Here is an 18,261-nt window from a genome sequence, read left to right as displayed (position 1 = left end):
CGCAATCTATGGCAGCAGCTCCAGAGCATACACCCGTTTTTGAACAACAGTCCTGGTCCGAGCGGATTGGCTCTTACGCGCCTTTGGCCCTTGTCGCGCTGCTGATTTGCGCCGGATACTTGGCAATTGGTGCAACCTCAAGCTGGTTGACACTTACGCTGTCGGGACTGGCCATTGGCATGATGTATTTCATTATGGCAACCGGACTGACGCTGGTGTTTGGGCTGATGGACGTCATCAACTTTGGCCATGGAGCCTTTGTTTCGCTTGGGGCATTTGTTGGTGTTTCGGTGCTGTTGCATTTTGGTGCCCTCTCCCAGAGCACTGTTTTGTGGATGAATATTGCTGCGGTTCTGCTTGCTGTTGGCGCGGCAATGGCTGCCTGCGCTGTGGCAGGTTGGGCATTCGAACGCGTTGTCGTGCGGCCGGTCTACGGTAATCACTTGAACCAGATTCTTGTCACGATGGGAGGGCTTATCGTGGCCGAGCAGCTGATTATCGTTCTCTGGGGCCCGGAAGAGATCTATTTCACCCGTCCGGAAATGCTGAAAGGCTCCATCATTGTTGCAGGGGCCACAATAGAGAAGTTCCGACTGTTGGTTGTCTCCTTGGGGCTCGCAATCTTTGTGATGATGCGCTGGATCCTGCGACGGACCAAAATTGGACTGATCGTCCGCGCCGGTGTCGAGAACCGCGAAATGGTAATGGCGCTTGGATACCGGTTGCGGCTGGTGTTTATAGGCGTCTTTGTGGCCGGCAGTGCATTGGCCGGATTTGGCGGCGCGATCTGGGGCATGTACCAAGAGGTGATCACCGCCCATATGGGCAATCAGGCTCTGATCCTGGTCTTTATCGTCGTGATCATCGGTGGCCTCGGCTCTGTCGAAGGCTGTTTCTTAGGCGCCCTCCTTGTGGGGTTGATGCAGAACTACGTCGCCTTTCTGGCACCTAAATTCGCCCTTTTGTCCAACATCGGATTGATGGTTGCGATCCTGATGTGGCGCCCGATGGGCATGATCCCGGTGGTAAAGGCAAAATGATCCGAACGCTGCTTTCTGACGATCTGCCCCGCTCCCGATCCCTGTCGGCGCTATTGATCGTGATCGTCTTATGCCTCGCGCTGGCACCCTTTCTGTTTCCCGGGGTGCGTACCGTTGATACCGCCGCCCGCATCTGCATCTTTGTGGTTCTGGTCGCCAGTTATGACCTCCTGATCGGCTATACGGGCATAGTGAGCTTTGCGCATACAATGTTCTTTGGTCTTGGCGCCTATGGCGTCGCCTTTGGCCTGATTCACATAGACCGAAGTTACCTTGCCCTGGGTCTGGGCACCTTGGGCGGCGTTTGCTCTGCCGCGGTTGTGGCTTTGGCGGTCGGTCTGTTCTCCTTGCGCGTGCGGGCAATTTTCTTTGCGATGATCACTCTGGCGGTGGCCTCTGCCGTGGCAGTGCTGTTCAGCCAGTTATCGTCACTCACCGGAGGAGAAGACGGGCTTACATTCAAACTGCCCCGCTCTCTTGGACCTGCATTCAAGTTCGGAACCGAGACTTTGGACGGGCGCCTGTTTGGCGTGAAGCTGAATGGCAAACTTCTGGCCTATTATCTGGTCTTTTTCTGCGCAGCTTTTCTGTTCCTGGCTCTGCTGCGCCTCGTCAACTCCCCCTTTGGACGGGTCCTGAAGGCCATTCGCGAGAATGAGTTCCGCGCCGAGGCAATTGGCTTTCCGGTGATTTACTACCGTGTTTCGGCATCCTGCATTTCCGCGGCCGCTGCGGCCTGTGCAGGGGCCCTTTATGCAATCTGGCTGCGGTATGTCGGCCCGGAAACCACGCTCTCGATGGAGATCATGGTCAATGTGCTCTTGATGGTGGTTATCGGCGGAATGGGGACGCTTTATGGGGCGATTGTCGGCGCAACCGTTTTTGTTCTGGCGCAGAATTACCTTCAAAACATTATGGGTTCGGCAGCTGGCCTGGTGCCGGACATGCCGCTGTTGCCCAATCTCCTCAACGCGGATCGCTGGCTGTTGTGGCTGGGCCTGCTTTTCATCCTCAGCGTTTATTTCTTCCCACAAGGGGTTGTGGGACGTCTGCGGCGCAGAGGAAGCGATCCACGATAGCGAACCCGCAGCGTGCCGGAACGGCACGCTGCCACGCCCAACGGGTTTGATGGCGGCTTTGCCGCAAACAAACCGGGCGGGAGCCGCGCGAAACAGGGAACAAGCTGCCCTGTCGTGTGCATGTGACCTGCCTCGTGCCCGCGAACAACTACCTTAGCAAATCAACCAGGCACTCCTGTCCACGCGCTCCAGGGGCGCTCCAAATGCCTGTTCTAACCGGGTCAATGGAAAGCCCAGAAACCCGCTGGAACAGATGTCGACGCGACTGATACTGTCCAGCAAACGCAGCCGTCCCTGATCCAGCCGGAGACTGAACCCCTTGTTGCGGAGGGCGCGCCGGAGGTCCCCCCAGCTCTCCGCCTGCTCGAATTCTGGTCTCAGAAGAATGCGTAACTGAATGGCCAATTCCGAGTCCAGACGCTTACAGACACGTGCGCTGGCCCAGGCCGATTGACCCAGATCCGCATGATCTTTGGCGTTCACTCTAAAATTTTCATGTCTGATGAACATCACCATTCTCCCCAAAACCCAAAAACATCTCTGCCTTCGATTTTAAGAAAAACAAACGCTTCACACAGAGCCGCAAAAGAAGAAAAGGCGCCTCTTTCGAAGCGCCCCCTATTCTTTTGATGGTATTTCGCTTACTTTCAAAGCAGCTATCAGCCCTTTTTCAGGACCTCACGGCCCAGAAGCTCAGCAATCTGCACAGCGTTCAGCGCTGCGCCCTTGCGCAGGTTGTCACTGACACACCACAGATTCAGACCGTTTTCAACGGTCGGGTCCTGACGCAGACGGCTGATAAAGGTTGCAAAGTCGCCAACACATTCTTTGGGTGTGACGTAGCCGCCGTCCTCACGCTTGTCGATCACCATCAGACCGGGCGATTCACGCAGGATGTCACGGGCTTCATCTTCGTCGAGGAAATCCTCAGTCTCGATGTTCACCGCCTCAGAGTGGCCAACGAACACGGGCACACGCACACAGGTCGCGGTGACCTTGATCGAGGTGTCGATGATCTTCTTGGTCTCGGCGACCATCTTCCACTCTTCCTTGGTGGAGCCATCATCCAGGAACACGTCGATATGCGGGATCACGTTGAACGCGATCTCCTTGGTGAACTTGTTCGGCGGAACGTCTTTGGTTGGGTTGTAAACTGCTTTGGTCTGTTCCCACAGCTCTTCCATCGCCTCCTTGCCGCCACCGGACACCGATTGGTAGGTGGAGACGACAACCCGTTTGATCTTGGCACGATCATGGATCGGCTTCAGCGCCACAACCATTTGCGCGGTTGAGCAGTTCGGGTTGGCAATGATATTCTTGTTCTTATAGTCGTGGATCGCCTCAGGGTTCACTTCCGGAACGATCAGCGGGATTGCGGGATCATAGCGGTACAGCGAAGAGTTATCGATGACCACACAACCCGCCGCGGCCGCCTTGGGCGCGTAATCCTTGGTTGCAGCAGAACCGACGGCAAACAGCGCCATGTCCCAGCCCGCGAAATCAAAAGTCGCCAGATCCTGGGTCTTCAGTGTCGTCTCGCCAAAGCTCACTTCAGTGCCCAAAGACTTGCGGCTCGCCAGAACTGCAATCTCCTCCACCGGAAACTGGCGTTCTGCCAGAATGTTCAGCATTTCGCGGCCCACGTTCCCCGTGGCGCCAACGACTACGACGCGATAACCCATTTTGTTTCTCCAGATATATGTGGCCCCATGGCCAGCGTCGCCGTGATAAAGGTAAAACAAGAACAATTAAAGAGCGGCAACCTCTCTGCTCCGGCAAAGACGACACAATATTGTATCGTTTTTTGAAAATCGTACCAAGCAATATGGCAAAAGCAGCCCCCTTACCGCTCTGCACAATCGTGATGCGATTCTGGTCTCTCTGAGTTTCGGCCCAAGGTTACAAAAGCAGCCATTGGCGCAGCCCCCAGGCAGCGCTAAATTCAGGCAAGTCATTTTGATAGGTTCCCCAGTACCATGGCGCAGACAGAAACCGAATTTTATGAAAACCTACCGACCGTGGACGAGTTTTCCAGCCTCGCGCGATCAGAGAGTTTCACGCCCCTGCCCGAAAACTGGCTGATTTGTTGTACCGATATTGTCGACAGCCGCGGATTGATTGCCAAAGGACAATATCGCACCGTCAATATGATCAGCGCTGCGGTGATTACCGCGATGCTCAATGCATTGTCGCATCGCCCTTTCCCTTATGTGTTTGCAGGAGATGGCGCATCCTTTGCAGTGCCGCGGGAGTGGGAACATCTGGCGCGTAAAACGCTGGCGCGCCTACGCGCCTGGGTCGACCGGGAGTTCGCCATCACCCTCAGAGCGGCCATGACACCGGTGAATTGGATTCGCGACGAAGGATATGATGTTGCCGTTGCCCGCTATGCCGTAGGGCCCGAGGCCGACTATGCCATGTTTAGCGGCGGCGGACTGGCCTGGGTCGAACAGCAAATGAAGCTGGGCGCCTTTGAAATCCCGGCATCCAGTGACGCCATCCCCCCGGATCTGAGCGGGCTGACCTGCCGATGGAGCAACATAAAATCAAAGAACGGCACCATCCTGTCACTTTTGGTTCTGCCGAGCGATCACACCAGGCATCAGGAATTTGCCCAGGTTGCAGACGACGTTCTTTCTCTGGCAGGGGAACTTTCGAGACATGGGCATCCTGTGCCGGAAATGGGCCCGGGTGCTGGCCCTTCGACACAGAGTTTGCAAAGCGAAGCGCGGTTGATGCGGCAACGGGCCCCGACACTGCTGGCCTCTTTGGCATTGCTCGTGCGAACGATGCTGGCGCGGCTGATCTTTACCTTCAAGATAAAAGTCCAAGGATTTGACCCGGTGCACTACCGGCGCATCCTGGCACGCAACGCCGATTTTCGAAAGTTTGACGATGGGCTCAAGATGACAATCGACTGTAGTCCGGATGTGCGTGACCGGCTGCTGGAGCGATTAAACGCCGCAAAAACGGCAGGCCTGATCAGGTTCGGCTGGCACGAACAGGATGAAGCCATCCTGACATGTATTGTGCCCTCTGCGTTTAATGACAATCATATTCACTTTGTTGACGGCGCCGCAGGTGGCTATACCCAAGCGGCGCAATCCTTGGCGTGAAGCCCCTATTTAGACCGGACTAAAGCCGCCGGCCTTCGGATCATAGCTTTCCAGGCCACCTTCGCCGATGTCGGTCCACAACCCGTGAATGCTCAGCTCGCCCGCTTTGACCGCATTTTCCACAAAGGGGAACGTCATCAGGTTTTCCAGCGACGCAACCACGGCCTGACGCTCAAATTGGCGCGCCTGCTCTGCTTCGTCCGAAATATCTGCAACACCTTCAAACTTGGGCTTGAGAATGTCCATCCAACGCCCGACAAAGCTGGTTTTTTCTTCCAGCTGCGGGGCGTTGCCCTTGCACATATCGATACAGCCTTGCACCCCACCACATTGAGAATGACCAAGCACGATCAAATGGGAAACCTTCAGCGCGGTGACCGCATATTCAACCGCAGCCGAGGTCCCGTGGTGATCCCCATCCGGCGCAAAAGGCGGAACCAAGTTTGCAATGTTACGGTGAATGAAAAATTCACCCTGATCTGCACCAAAAATAGACGTCACATGCACACGGCTGTCACAGCAGGAAATCACCATGGCCCGCGGACGCTGCCCTTCAGTGGCGAGACGGCGGTACCAACCTTGGTTTTCACTATATGTTGTGGCTTTCCAGCCATGGTAACGAGTGACCAGATAGCTCGGGAGAGGCTTGGCAAATTGCATGTTCACGGTCCCTGAGTTGACTTCTGACGAGCGTGATAGCCTGATTTGTTAGTAAATTCGAGATATTTCGGACGGCCGTGGAAACCTTTTGAAAACTGTTCAGGCGCAGATTGTGCTGTGTGCCGTGGGGGCACATAAATATTGGGGTGAAAGTGGTGGCTAATATTCTCACTGTTGTGCACACAGAAACCGTGCGCCTGGATCCCGACAAATTGTCGGACCTCTATGAAGAACTTGGTGAACGCGGAGCGGAGGACGTTGTTTGTCGAGCAATCGAAGAACTGGCGGTACGCCTGACACATTGTGAACGCCTGTGGCGTCACAAAGACATGGTGAACTTAAGGAAAAGTGCGCGCTCTCTCATAGCGATCGCGGAACAGATCGGCATGGCCGCAATGTCCAACATTGCGCGTGATGTCACATTGGCGATCGACGCCGAAGACCACCCAGCGGTGGCCTCTACTTTGTTTCGCCTTATCCGGGTGGGCGAGCGTTCTTTGACTGCAATTTGGGATCAACACGACATGAGCATTTGACTATTTGAATTCCGGCAGCGTCTTAGACTTTGCCGATAAATGCATTTTGTCACGACTGAGGCTTGCAGCGCGCAATGGTAAAGGTACTCTGACGCGAGGAAATTCGCCCAGACCGGAGCCTTCATATGAAACTCGCCTTTGCCGAGGATACCCCTTCTGCAATCCCAACCTACATTATCACACAGGAAAATTGTGACAGTTGGCTGGAGACACAGTCCGCCCCGGTACAGAACTGGGCGCGGGCAAATGGGTTTTCCGGAGGGCTGGGACAGTCCCTTGTTGTGGCAGATACCACAGGCGCGCCCATGGGCGCGCTGCTAGGGTATGGAACGGCAGCCGCGCGCAGTCGCGCGCGGTTTCCTTTGGCCAGTGGCGCAGCCAAGCTGCCCAAAGGCGTTTACCGCATCGTCGACGGCCTTCCAAAAGAGGCCGCAGCAACCGAAGCCCTGGGCTGGCTGCTGACCGGCTATGTGTTTGACAGGTATAAATCCACATCTGGTAACATGGCGCGACTGGTTGCTCCGGAAGGGCTCGATGCGGCAAAAATAGAAAACCTGGCCGCGGCAGAAACACTCACACGTGATCTGATCAACACACCGGCAGCGGATATGGGGCCGGATGCGCTGGAAGACACCGCACGTACATTGGCTGATGAGCACGGGGCAGAGATTGCAGTCATTGCCGGTGAGGATCTGCTGGCCCAGAATTTCCCTATGATCCATGCAGTCGGACGCGCAGCCACAAACACGCCGCGCCTGATCGAATTGCGCAAGGGATCCTGCGGACCCAAGTTAACTCTGGTCGGCAAAGGTGTATGTTTTGATACCGGCGGCCTGAATCTAAAACCCGGCAACAGCATGGGGCTGATGAAAAAGGACATGGGCGGCGCGGCAAATGTGCTTGGCCTGACACAGCTCATTCTGGCTTCGGGCCTTGACGTTCAGCTGCGCGTTCTGATCCCTGCTGTGGAAAATGCCGTCGCCGGATCCTCTTTCCGCCCGGGCGACGTTCTCACTGCGCGCAACGGCCAAACGGTCGAGGTCAATAATACCGATGCCGAAGGTCGGCTGGTGCTGGCTGATGCCCTCGCTTGGGCATTGGAAGACGCGCCGGATCTCCTGATTTCCATGGCGACACTTACGGGCGCGGCGCGGGTAGCCGTTGGCCCGGATCTCGCTCCGTTTTACACAGACCACGATGCGGATGCCGCGGCACTGGCCGAGGTTGCACCGGCTCAGGCAGATCCGGTCTGGCGCATGCCATTTCATAGCCCTTATGAGGCAATGATCGAACCCCAGATCGCCGATCTGGACAACGCGCCTTCGGGTGGTTTTGCAGGCTCTATTACAGCTGCTCTGTTCCTGCGCCGGTTCGCCGGCGACGCTCGGTATATGCATTTTGACATCTACGGCTGGTCGCCGAGTGCCGAACCGGGCCTGGGCAAGGGCGGGATCACCCAAGGTGTACGCGCCCTGTTTGCCAGCCTTCCCAAAATGCTGTCCCTGTGACGATGCCGCTCTTGGATCCCAGACGTAGCCCGATCAACACCCGTGTTGCGGCGACGGATCTAGCTGATCGTGCAGAAGGCCAGAAACTGGTCACCGGGACCTCTGCACATGTGTCTGTTCCCGTTGCTGATTTGTTGCGCAGTCCAGAAGGTCCACGCGATCGGCAGCTGCTTTTGGGAGAGGCCGTGACAGTTTTTGAAGACCACAAAGGCTGGTGTTTTGTGCAGGCCGAAAAAGACGGTTATGTCGGCTATGTGCCAACATCACAGGTGTCAAAGGGCATGGGCCAACCAACGCACTGGATCTGCGCACCCGCCACTCATGCTTATGAGACGGCTGATTTCAAATCGCAGGATCGCCTGTCGCTCAGCTTTGGCAGCAAAGTCCAGGTTCTTTCACAAGGCCCGCGGTTCGCAGAAACACCTTTTGGCTTTTTGCCTATCCAGCATCTGCGGCCGGTTGGTACGGCAGCACCGAATTTGATCAAAACGGCTGAGCTGTTTCTTGGCACGCCCTATCTTTGGGGGGGGAACAGCCGCTGGGGTATTGATTGCTCGGGAGTGATCCAGGCATCCTGTCTTGCCTGCAATATTCCCTGCCCCGGTGACAGCGATCAACAGGAAGCGGAACTGGGAAAGGTTCTGGATCGCGATGCGACCTATGAGGCGGGCGATTTGCTATTCTGGAAAGGCCATGTCGCTCTTGTCGTTTCCCAGGACCGTCTGCTCCACGCAAATGTCCACCATATGGCGGTTGCCTTTGAAGGCATTGCCCAGGCTATTGAACGTATCGCGTATCAAGGGGATGGCCCCGTGACCGCGCATAAACGCCTTTCTCTGTAATATCCGACAGATCAAGAGAGCGGTCGGATCGCAAGGCGATCCGATCCGGGCGCCGGGCGCGGGTCCAAAGGACCCGCGCCACCGGCGCCATCCCCCTTTACATAGCGTTGAACACACTCTTGACCTTGTAGAGGCGCCTCATTCCACCGACCGGATCAGTTTGCGTTCCAGAACGCGCAAAACCGTGCGCAGATCGTGTCCGCGTTTCAACACCTGCCCGTCGACGCCAACAACAGAGTACTGACCCTGCCGGTTTCGTAGTTTGGGGCGTTTTTCGATCCGATAAAGCGGGTTTTCAGCTGTTCGACGAAACACTGAAAAAACAGCAAGATCTCTCAGGTTGGATATGCCGTAGTCCCGCCATTCTCCAGCGGCTACCATCCGGCCATACAGCGACAGGATAGTCTGCAATTCACGCTTGTCAAAAGCCACCTGCGTGTCGTGGGGGCGCATCATCGGCCCAAGTTGCTGAAAGCTCATACCAACAGCCTGCGTGTATTTTGAAGTCTAATCAAGCCTGTTTCCTCTGCGAGAAACAGGCTGCACAGGTCTTTTACCCAAATTGTTTATTTCTCTGACGCAGTTTCATGCGCAAAATTGCAAACGCTTATCCAAAGACTCCCTGGCAGAACCAGCCATGCGACTTGGCTGCCCCATGCGCAAAATAGAGCCACAAACGTTGGCCGCAGGCCGTGACAACAACCCAGTAGTCGCGCACCCCGCTGCGCCAGTTCGGATCATCCAGCCACCACTCCGGTGCGAGACGCTCTGGCCCCTCGCACATCACCCAACGCCATTCACGGCCACGCCAACGGAAACAGGGCGACAGCTCGGGCACCTCCGGCGCCATAACGACCTCGGGCTGCGACAGCAGAAGCGGACGGGGACGCCCTGGCGTGGGCCAGCCCGGCGCAGGGTCAGACCAAACAGCGGCCTGCGCTTGTGCGGTTTTTTCAGGCACATGGGTGTCGACAGGATGGTAGCGGGTCAATGCCTCCATTCCAATGCGTGCGCCCAGCCGCCCCATCAGATCCTCCAAACGGTGATCTTCTTCTTGCGTTCTCGTGCTTGCTTCCAAATGCCCAACCTGACGTCGGGGATGCAACGGTTCAGCCAGCATCACCTCAAGCCGCAACATATCAATCCCAAAGCCCGCATCGATACTGTCCAGCTTCATCTCCAACAAGGGCCGCAACCGGTCGGGCAAGCGACTTGGGCGGGCCAATGTCACCTCGACCACTTCGGCCGCCTGATCGGTACGATGCGCCTCCAGCCGCAAAACCCGCGCGCCTTTCCCCCCTGTTTCCAGGCGGGCACACAGCCGGGGCAGCATGCGGTCCAGCGCGGCCATTAAATCCCCCTTCAGACCAATGGGATCCGGCAGGGTCATGCGCACTGCGAATTGCTCTACGGCGCCCGCCGGAGAGACCGGCTCTGGCGCGCTGCCTATGGCCTGATCCACGCGCAGCACCAACCCCTGCCCGAAGCGGCGCGCCAAAGCGGCGCGGGGCTGCCCCAACAGATCACCAATCCGGCGCAGTCCCAACCGGTTCAACTGCGCGACCATGGCAGGTTCGAGCCGAAGGGCCGCAATGGGCAAAGGCGCAAGCGCACCATAAGTCTGTCCAGGCTGGGCCACCTGTATTGCCGCCCCAACCGAACCCAGATCCTGAGGAACCGCACCGCCGCGGATCCAGTGGCGCCGCTTGGCAGACGCCTTAGGATGCGCCTTCCCCGAACCGATTGGCTGGGCTCGGGCGCGGGTTGCGCGCGCTTCCTGCTGGATGGCATCGCCTGACCGATCACTGCTCACATCCACATTGGCAAAACGTGCAAGCGCCCAGGCCGCGCCACGGCTGTCAGCCAGGCCAAGCGCGACACTCACCCCCATCTGCGCGCACTCATCCTCAATCCGGGGCAGCAGCGCTTCTTCACCTCCAAAAAGATGGGCACATCCGCTCAGATCCATGACCAGTGCATCCTGCCCCTCCTGTGCGATCCAGGGGCTGAATTGCCCAGCCCATCGTTGGAGAGCATTTAAAAAGCTTCGCTCCGCCACCGGGTTTCGGCTGCGGGTCACCAGATGGGCACACAGCGCATGCGCATCCCTGAGGCTTTGCCCCGCCGAAAGCCCTGCATTTTCTGCCGCCCGGTTTAACGACGAAATAACCTGTGTGTTAGACACTTCCTCTGTGACCGCGAACGGACCGGTAATGCTGCCGCGTTCTTGGCGCAGGATACGTTCGACGCCGAGTCTGGGAAACCAAAGCGACAGAATACGGCGGTTGGACGTGGACACTAACATGGGCACGGTCGGTCTTTTTGATCGGGTTTTGATAGTCAATTATTGGCAACAGCAGGGGCAAATCCGCACATGTTCTACTTTTGTTCACACTTTGCGATTCGGTCAATACGGCGTTTCTGGCCCAGTGTCTTTGCCGCTGCGGCTGTGCTGGCAATGGCGCTCGCCGGGAGCCTTGGCGCCAGCCACGGGGTTTCAAACCCCAAGGTTCAAGCCAGGGTGGATCTCATGACCACCCAAAAGGCGGCTCTTGCGGTTCTGATTGAAATGGCTTCAACGCGCCGCCCCTTTGATCGAGCGCAAGCAAAGGCAGCACGCAAGACGCTCAAGGCCACAACCGACGCAATCCCGAAACGTTTCAAACGCCCGCATCGCGACCCCCATAGTCTGGCAAAGGCAAGCATCTGGTCTAACTGGGATGACTTCAAGACCCATGCCGCAAACGCAAATCAAGCCGCAAACGGGATAAACCCCCGCACGCTAAACACGCTCCGCGGCAGCCTGCCCGCGCTGATCCAAGCCTGCCACGCCTGCCACCAAGTCTACAAGGAACCCGGCCACGAGTTCACAACACATTAGATCTGATCAATGTCCAGCCAACCGCCAAATCGCCACGCGTCAGCACGGACAGCCCCAAAAGGGTTCTGAGCCGCAGGCCTTCGAAAAAAACGCTCTCGGCAGACGACGTCCCGAGAGCGCTATAAAGCTCCTTAACCGCTGTCTCCATTGGTTGCCCGGATTTGCCGAAATGGTCTCAGTTTTAGCGGAGAAAAACTTCACATCGGAGCTGATCGACTCTCGTCAGGACCGTGGGCGCGTTTTCTGCGGGTCGTAATGCGGGAATTCAACGATCCGGGCGGCATATCGTTTGATATGGCCGTCAAGCTGTCCAACTTCGACCTCGGTGCCGATTTCAGCATGGGCGACGTCGACCCGTGCCAAGGCAATCCATTGGCCCGTGCGCGGGCTGCGCATAGCCGAGCAGATCTCGCCGATCTGCGCCCGCCCCAACCGGATGCAATCTCCGTGGGCAACGCCATTCTGTCCCTCGACCTCAATCCCCACAAATTTACGGCACGGGTGCGCCTTGCGCCGCAACAGCGCCTCGCGCCCGACAAAATCAGCGGTTTTCGATTTCAAAGGCACCGTAAAGCCGATACCGGCCTCAAACGGATCGGTCTGATCCGAAAAATCATATCCGGCGAAGATCAGGCCTGCTTCGATCCGGACCAGATCGAGACCGCTCAGTCCCATGGGTTTCATACCCCGCGGCTGTCCTGTCTGCCAAAGGGCATCGAACACCTCAGACCCGTCTTTCGGGGCACAAAACACCTCATAGCCCAATTCGCCGGTGTAACCGGTGCGCGAAATCACAACCGGAGGCCCCTCGGCCCCGCCAAGGCGCGCGGGGGCAAAGCGGAACCAGTCCAACTCCGCAAGGGGTGTCACATGCGGCGCGGTCCAGAACAGATCGCAGATCAGATCCCGCGACTTTGGCCCCTGAACCGCAAGATTGTGCATCTGGTCCGTCGATGACCGGATCATGACGTTCAGGCCCAGTCGCGCCGCCTCTTCGCGCATCCAGACGCCGCCTTCGTCCGAGCCGCCGATCCAGCGGAAATTATGCTCACCCAGCCGGAACAGGGTACCGTCATCCATCATCCCGCCGTGAGGATAGCACATAGCCGAATAGACCACCTGACCGATGGCCAGTTTTTCGACATTGCGGGTCAGGACCCAATTCAACAGCGCCTCGGCGTCGGGACCGGTGACTTCGAACTTGCGTAGCGCGGACAAGTCAACCAGCACCATGTCAGTGCGGCAGGCCCAATAGCTCTCAACCGGATCGCATTGCGGGAAACTGTTTGGCAACCAAAAGCCGTTGTAATCGGCAAAGTCACTGGTCAGAGCCGCGAATTTGTCATGAAAGGCGGTTTCGCGTGTCATTACGGGGTCCTCGTCTGGCATCGGGCGCCATGCGGTGGCGCGCGAAAAACGCTCGGTGGCGTCATAGGTGCGAATGTTGATGTCAGTCAGATGCCAGCCGTTGGCCGCCGAAGTGTCATCCGGACAGGAGGACGACACGCAGATCAGATCGGTCAGCGCGCGCAGCAAAACGTAATCGCCCGGGCGCGACCATGGCTCATCGGCATAGATCACACCGTGATCGTCGATACCTGTGTTGAAAAAGAAATTTGCAGCCATCCAGCCGGGGCGCGCCTCAATGCCATAAGGGGCAATTGCGGCGTTGAAGTTGTCGGAACAGTTCGCATGACCCGGATACCCGATATCATCGTAGTATTTCGCATTACACGCCAGTCCGAAAGTGTCGTGACGCCCACAGGTATCCTGGATGACCTCAACCAGCGGGGTCAGGTCATGGTCGAAGTATTTCCCGTGCAGGCCCGGCAACGGATAGGCATGTCCCTGGATCGTGCGGGTGGTGGTAACGTCCAGCGGGTGGAAAATGCCACGATCAACCTTGCGCGCATCAAAGCACTGGAAATCGGTACATTGGCGACCGTCCACATCCATGATCTGGATGAACTCGCCCTTGCGCACAAGGTAAGCCCGTGCTGTAGCGGCGGAAATGCGCAGGTCCTGCATCGGGTCGGCCAAAGGATCAGGAAGGGCAAAACGGCCAACCTGTCTTGGCTGCGCACGCAAGACCGAAACCCGCAGAGGCGTCGCGGTTGTCTGTTGTTCGAAATCCGGGGGCGGAGACGGGGCCGCAATAATGGTCCACCCATCGGATTGGGCGGTGAACTCTGCCGTCTCGCCCGCCGGACTGCTGTCAGAAAACAAGCCGATCGTCCGGCTGTCGGTCACGTCGATACCACGCTTGGCAAGGCCAAGACGCAAGCGCGCAAGACTGGAATGGTCCTGTGCCAGAACCGACCGAAGTCCGGCACCGTCTGTGTTTGCACATTGGCCCAGAAGGCCCGCATCCACGCAGCCGCCACCATGAGCGGCCAGTATTTCGCAATGCTGACCACCTTCGACATTTGTGACTGTAATCCGGTCACCTGAACGCAGCTCAATCAGGGCGGCGCCACCGCCGGACACGGTGTATCGTTCCTCATTCCGTGCAAAGGAAAAGGCTGCCGCCCGCCGGGGCCACGAGCCCGTTGGAGGACCAGCGCGAAAGGGTTGGCCAAGACGATCAAGCAAAACAGATCTCCGTTCGTGAAAAAACCGGGGGCGCACAAAGTCCCCCGGATCAGTTGGGGAAGCAGGAGGATGTCGTCAGTTCTGAAGGTAGGCTTCCATGCTGTCGTCGAGCGCATCTTTCCACGGGGTATGGTGCACCGGTGCCATTGTTCCGGTTATGACCGATCTGTAGGAATTGTTGCGGAAGGCCATGATGTCCTTTGCCTTATGCTTTTTCCATTCAAAGAACGCCTCACAGGCCCCGTCGACATCAAAGGACGGGTAGTCGGTGTCAGCGATCAGTTCCTTGATGTAATCGGCCTGGTAATTGATGGCGTATTTCACGTCATCACTGGCGTCTTCGCGCTCTTCACGCTCTGCCACATCGGCCAGCAGGACCATCTTGTCGGCGGGCACCTCAATCCGGTCGAGAATAATGTCGCGCACATACCAAGCCTGCGCGTCGAACATGTTGAATGTGAACCACTGGTCCTGCATCCCAAGATAAAACAGCTTGGGGTTATGGGCATAAACAACGCCCTTATACAGGTCCGCAGTTGCCAGGCGGTTGGCTGTTTTCAGACGCAGATCGTCGGGCAGGAACGGGAAATAATGCCTGTAGCCGGTGCACAGGATGATCGCGTCCACGTCTTTGGTGGAGCCATCCTTGAAGTAGGCGGTTTTGCCTTCGACTTTCTCAAGCGCTGGTTTTTCCTGCCAGTTTTCCGGCCAATTGAACCCCATGGGTGCAGACCGGTACGAAGTGGTGACAGATTTCGCACCGTATTTCCAGCACTGCGAACCGATATCTTCGGCCGAATAAGACGCGCCAACCAATAGCACATCCTTACCCTCAAACTCCCGCGCATCGCGGAAATCATGCGCGTGAACAATACGTCCGTTGAATTGGTCAAAGCCCGGATACTCCGGCACATTGGGAGAGGAAAAATGCCCCGAGGCCACGATCACATTGTCGAATTTCTCCTTGTAGACACGGTCCTCGGTCATGTCGTGTACGGTTATCTCGAACTCTTGTGTCTCGGGCAGGTATTCAACCCAGCGGATCACCGACGAGAACCGGATCCACTTGCGCACGTCAGCCTTGGTAACGCGGCCTTCGATATAATCAAACAATACCGCGCGTGGCGGGTAGGATGCGATCTGTTTGCCGAAATGTTCCTCAAAGGAATAGTCGGCGAATTCCAATCCCTCCTTAGGGCCATTTGACCAAAGATAGCGGTACATCGAGCAATGCACGGGTTCACCGTTTTCATCGACGCCCGTGCGCCAAGTGTAATTCCACAGCCCGCCCCAGTTGGATTGCTTTTCAAAGCAGACGATCTCAGGAATTTCACCCCCCTTTGCAGCAGCCGATTGAAAGGCACGCAGCTGTGCCAAACCCGAAGGACCTGCACCGATGATGGCGACGCGTTTTGTCATGTGATGTCTCCTGTTGCTCATCTTCGGTATGGACCAAAAATGATTATTGGTTCTATTGGTTGATACCGGTATGGTCCAAAAATTTTCCTGTGGTCAACGAATTTTCTTTGTAGGAATATAAATATCGCCGGGCTCAGCCTCGCAGATGGATGTTTTTTGAGCGCGAGGATGATGATGGGTACAGGTTCTCTGGCGCAGAGGTTGATGGTGGCGGGCACCGTGCCACGCCTGACCGTGCAAGAGCGTGCGCCGATTCGTATTGGTGCCTTGGTGCCCCTCACTGGCGATGAAGAATTCTGGGGGCGGCCAGGTCTGGACGGGTGCCGCATTTGGACCGACTGGATCAATGCCCACGGCGGCATGATGGTTGGCGGGCGGCGCCATCTGGTGGAACTGGTGGTTGCCGATAGTGCACAAGGTGAACGCGCCGCTCTGGATGCCGCGCGCCGGATGGTAGAGACCGAAAAGATACGGCTGATGCTGACCTTGGGCGGGCGAGACATGCGTTTGGCGCTTGCCTATTTGATGGAACGCCGGGTGTTGACCGCAACCCTTCTTCCGTCGGATCTATCCCCAGATCATCCAACCCTGATCGCGCCAGCCGAGGTGCACCCGTTCTTTAATGTGACCGGAGTTGACTGGTTGGCGCGCACTCAACCCCAGGCGCGCCGCGTGGCGCTGTGCTCACAAACCGATGCAATGGGCTTGCCGTCGTTGGCCACATACCGCGCGGCCTTTCGTGTTGCACAACGTGAAATTGTCAGCGAAGTGCAATATGATCCTGCAACTGCGGATGCCCATGAGATCGTCCGCTCAATGATGTCCGAAAACCCGGATATACTCTGTTGGTGTTCGTCTGCCCCGCCCATGATCGAGGCACTGAGCGTGGCAGCCCATGATGCAGGGTTTCAGGGACAAATTCTGGCCTGCACCTGTGATGAGTATCAAAAGCTCCTTGCGCAGACATCAGCCACCTTTATGGAACGTTTCACCTTCCAGTTTCCCGATTTTGACGATCCCCACCTGGAACAGGCCGAGTTCTTCTTTCGTCGCCCCAAAGCCTTTTTCGACACTTATAACGCTCGTTTTCCTGATGGCTGGACAGCAGTCAGCTGGGAGTACGCCGCGATATTGGACCTTTGGCACAGCGCTGTGGAAACGGCTGACAGCCTCGCCACAGCTGGTGTTCTTGCTGCATTGAAGCGCGGTCGGACCATGCCACATGCCTTTGGAATGGCACGCTGGTGGGGGACTGAGGTCTATGGAATCGACAATGCCCTTGTCGGAGATTGGCCGGTTGTCGCCATTCGCAGTGGGAAGGCGCAGATACAGGAATTTGGATCTGTTCTGGACTGGCTGGAAGCGCATGGTGCTACCCTCATCGAAGAACTGGGCGCAGTTGGTCAACTTTGGCATCAGCGGGTAAAACCCGACTTAGCGAGCGCTTTGACCCTTGGCCATGTTGAATAACCTATGCCTTAGATGCATTGGAATTTTCGCTGTTCCATCGGGCAGCGACTGATCGCCTCGCTTGCGCCACATGGTTCCCCTTGCAGCGCCAGATCCAGTCTTATGAAGATTTGCGCAGGCCCGATGGGGCGTGCCCATAGTGACGGCGAAACGCATCGGAAAAATGGGACTGTGTGGCAAAACCGGTCAACAGCGCGATCTCGGACAGAGACAGTCGGGTTGAAACGATCAATTCCTTGCCCGTCTCCAAACGTATTCGGCGATATTCCTGAATAACAGATCGACCGAGCCCCTGTTGAAACTGGCGCTGAAGCTGGCGGACGGAAATACCCGACAAATCAGCCAGTTGTTCCTGGTTCAACGGGTCTGCAACATGGCTTTCCATCAACTCGATCGCTGCCTCTACGGAACGCGGCAAGGCCCCGTAACGGGATTGTATCGACGCTTGCTGGGGTGCTTCCGTGCCTCGGACTTCGGTCTGGATAAACCAGTCCGAGATACGTTGAGCAAAGCGAGTTCCGTGATCGCGCGCGATGATCGCATGCATCATATCCAGAGGAGCCGAGCCCCCCGCACAGGTGTAACGATCGCGGTCGATCACGAACAATCGCCGCTCTAGCAGCCAGTTTCCGCGCAGAGTCTGAAAATCATCATAATGATGCCAATGAACAGTAAACCGGCGCCCCTCTAACAGCTCTGCTCGTGCGAGGATCACGGCTCCGCCGGAAATCCCCCCAAGTGCCGCGCCATTTCGATCCGCTTGCCGCAGCCATGCAAACAGCGCAGGATCCGAAACACGGGCCGGATCGCCCCCTGCAACCACAAATATAAGATCAAACAGCGGTACAACATCACGGAAAGGACGGGTCTCGAAAAGAGCCCCGACCGACGATTTCGCCTCAGTTCCTGAGGTGGACAGCAGCGTGATGTCATAAGCCAGGCTTGGTGAAAACTGGTTGGCCGCACGCAACGGCTCCAACGCCGAAGCCGTCGACAAAAGCGCATAGCCATCCACCAGTAAAAACGCGATTCGACGCATGTGCACTTTCTTCCTGGGTCTCTTTTGGATGTCATTTATTCGACATAATATGACCCAAAACAAGAAAAAAATAGGCAAA

General features: G+C 56.9%; 16 protein-coding genes. 8 read left to right on the top strand and 8 right to left on the bottom strand.

Going from position 1 to position 18,261, the window contains the following annotated elements:
* Positions 1–8: 8 nt before the first annotated feature.
* Both ACXAEW_RS07775 and ACXAEW_RS07770 read left to right on the top strand, forming a co-directional pair.
* On the top strand, positions 9–1,040 hold the full coding sequence (locus ACXAEW_RS07775) for a branched-chain amino acid ABC transporter permease (protein WP_474940781.1): 1,032 nt from the start codon (positions 9–11) through the stop codon (positions 1,038–1,040).
* Positions 1,037–2,119, top strand: a complete 1,083-nt coding sequence (locus ACXAEW_RS07770; RefSeq protein ID WP_474940780.1) for a branched-chain amino acid ABC transporter permease — start codon at positions 1,037–1,039, stop codon at positions 2,117–2,119. The genes ACXAEW_RS07775 and ACXAEW_RS07770 overlap by 4 nt, the downstream gene beginning before the upstream one ends.
* A 153-nt stretch (positions 2,120–2,272) precedes the next feature.
* On the opposite strand, the gene ACXAEW_RS07765 is transcribed toward ACXAEW_RS07770, so the two are convergent.
* Together ACXAEW_RS07765 and ACXAEW_RS07760 are read right to left on the bottom strand one after the other, a co-directional pair.
* Positions 2,273–2,629: a hypothetical protein gene (locus tag ACXAEW_RS07765; protein WP_474940779.1), complete on the bottom strand. Its 357-nt coding sequence runs from the start codon at positions 2,627–2,629 to the stop codon at positions 2,273–2,275.
* Positions 2,630–2,778: 149 nt separating this feature from the next.
* Complete coding sequence (locus ACXAEW_RS07760) at positions 2,779–3,801, bottom strand: aspartate-semialdehyde dehydrogenase (protein WP_474940778.1); 1,023 nt, start codon at positions 3,799–3,801, stop codon at positions 2,779–2,781.
* 294 nt (positions 3,802–4,095) lie between these two features.
* Between ACXAEW_RS07760 and ACXAEW_RS07755 the strand changes: the two genes are divergently transcribed.
* On the top strand, positions 4,096–5,235 hold the full coding sequence (locus tag ACXAEW_RS07755) for a DUF3095 domain-containing protein (RefSeq protein WP_474940777.1): 1,140 nt from the start codon (positions 4,096–4,098) through the stop codon (positions 5,233–5,235).
* Positions 5,236–5,244: 9 nt separating this feature from the next.
* Here ACXAEW_RS07755 and ACXAEW_RS07750 read toward each other — a convergent pair whose 3' ends face one another.
* Positions 5,245–5,895 carry a carbonic anhydrase gene (locus ACXAEW_RS07750; protein WP_474940776.1) on the bottom strand — a complete coding sequence of 217 codons (651 nt, stop codon included), beginning with the start codon at positions 5,893–5,895 and terminating at the stop codon, positions 5,245–5,247.
* A 155-nt stretch (positions 5,896–6,050) separates the two neighbouring features.
* Here ACXAEW_RS07750 and ACXAEW_RS07745 point away from each other — a divergent pair, with 155 nt between their 5' ends.
* The 3 genes from ACXAEW_RS07745 to ACXAEW_RS07735 all read left to right on the top strand — a co-directional run bounded on the left by ACXAEW_RS07745 (position 6,051) and on the right by ACXAEW_RS07735 (position 8,781).
* On the top strand, positions 6,051–6,431 hold the full coding sequence (locus ACXAEW_RS07745; RefSeq protein ID WP_474940775.1) for a hypothetical protein: 381 nt from the start codon (positions 6,051–6,053) through the stop codon (positions 6,429–6,431).
* A gap of 125 nt (positions 6,432–6,556) precedes the next feature.
* Positions 6,557–7,939, top strand: a complete 1,383-nt coding sequence (locus ACXAEW_RS07740) for a leucyl aminopeptidase family protein (RefSeq protein WP_474940774.1) — start codon at positions 6,557–6,559, stop codon at positions 7,937–7,939.
* A 2-nt stretch (positions 7,940–7,941) separates the two neighbouring features.
* Positions 7,942–8,781 (top strand): C40 family peptidase, encoded by an 840-nt coding sequence (locus tag ACXAEW_RS07735; protein ID WP_474943006.1) that lies wholly within the window; start codon positions 7,942–7,944, stop codon positions 8,779–8,781.
* 138 nt (positions 8,782–8,919) lie between these two features.
* Here the strand turns inward: ACXAEW_RS07735 and ACXAEW_RS07730 are convergent, their stop codons facing one another.
* Both ACXAEW_RS07730 and ACXAEW_RS07725 read right to left on the bottom strand, forming a co-directional pair.
* The gene (locus ACXAEW_RS07730) at positions 8,920–9,261 is read right to left on the bottom strand and encodes a DUF2794 domain-containing protein (protein ID WP_474940773.1); all 342 of its coding nucleotides are present in this window, start codon (positions 9,259–9,261) and stop codon (positions 8,920–8,922) included.
* A gap of 127 nt (positions 9,262–9,388) precedes the next feature.
* Positions 9,389–11,086: a Y-family DNA polymerase gene (locus tag ACXAEW_RS07725; RefSeq protein WP_474943005.1), complete on the bottom strand. Its 1,698-nt coding sequence runs from the start codon at positions 11,084–11,086 to the stop codon at positions 9,389–9,391.
* 69 nt (positions 11,087–11,155) lie between these two features.
* Between ACXAEW_RS07725 and ACXAEW_RS07720 the strand changes: the two genes are divergently transcribed.
* Positions 11,156–11,662 carry a c-type cytochrome gene (locus tag ACXAEW_RS07720; protein WP_474940772.1) on the top strand — a complete coding sequence of 169 codons (507 nt, stop codon included), beginning with the start codon at positions 11,156–11,158 and terminating at the stop codon, positions 11,660–11,662.
* A 222-nt stretch (positions 11,663–11,884) separates the two neighbouring features.
* Here the strand turns inward: ACXAEW_RS07720 and ACXAEW_RS07715 are convergent, their stop codons facing one another.
* Together ACXAEW_RS07715 and ACXAEW_RS07710 are read right to left on the bottom strand one after the other, a co-directional pair.
* Positions 11,885–14,254 (bottom strand): DUF1989 domain-containing protein, encoded by a 2,370-nt coding sequence (locus ACXAEW_RS07715; RefSeq protein WP_474940771.1) that lies wholly within the window; start codon positions 14,252–14,254, stop codon positions 11,885–11,887.
* A gap of 75 nt (positions 14,255–14,329) precedes the next feature.
* Positions 14,330–15,673 carry an NAD(P)-binding domain-containing protein gene (locus tag ACXAEW_RS07710; RefSeq protein WP_474940770.1) on the bottom strand — a complete coding sequence of 448 codons (1,344 nt, stop codon included), beginning with the start codon at positions 15,671–15,673 and terminating at the stop codon, positions 14,330–14,332.
* 174 nt (positions 15,674–15,847) lie between these two features.
* Here ACXAEW_RS07710 and ACXAEW_RS07705 point away from each other — a divergent pair, with 174 nt between their 5' ends.
* Positions 15,848–17,143 (top strand): ABC transporter substrate-binding protein, encoded by a 1,296-nt coding sequence (locus tag ACXAEW_RS07705; RefSeq protein ID WP_474943004.1) that lies wholly within the window; start codon positions 15,848–15,850, stop codon positions 17,141–17,143.
* 100 nt (positions 17,144–17,243) lie between these two features.
* Here ACXAEW_RS07705 and ACXAEW_RS07700 read toward each other — a convergent pair whose 3' ends face one another.
* On the bottom strand, positions 17,244–18,182 hold the full coding sequence (locus ACXAEW_RS07700; RefSeq protein WP_474940769.1) for a GlxA family transcriptional regulator: 939 nt from the start codon (positions 18,180–18,182) through the stop codon (positions 17,244–17,246).
* Positions 18,183–18,261: the final 79 nt, after the last annotated feature.

The sequence above is a fragment of the Epibacterium sp. ABZ3_068 genome, assembly GCF_056159265.1.
Note: the sequence above shows the minus strand (reverse complement) of the source record. Positions and strands in the feature narration are given on the sequence as shown.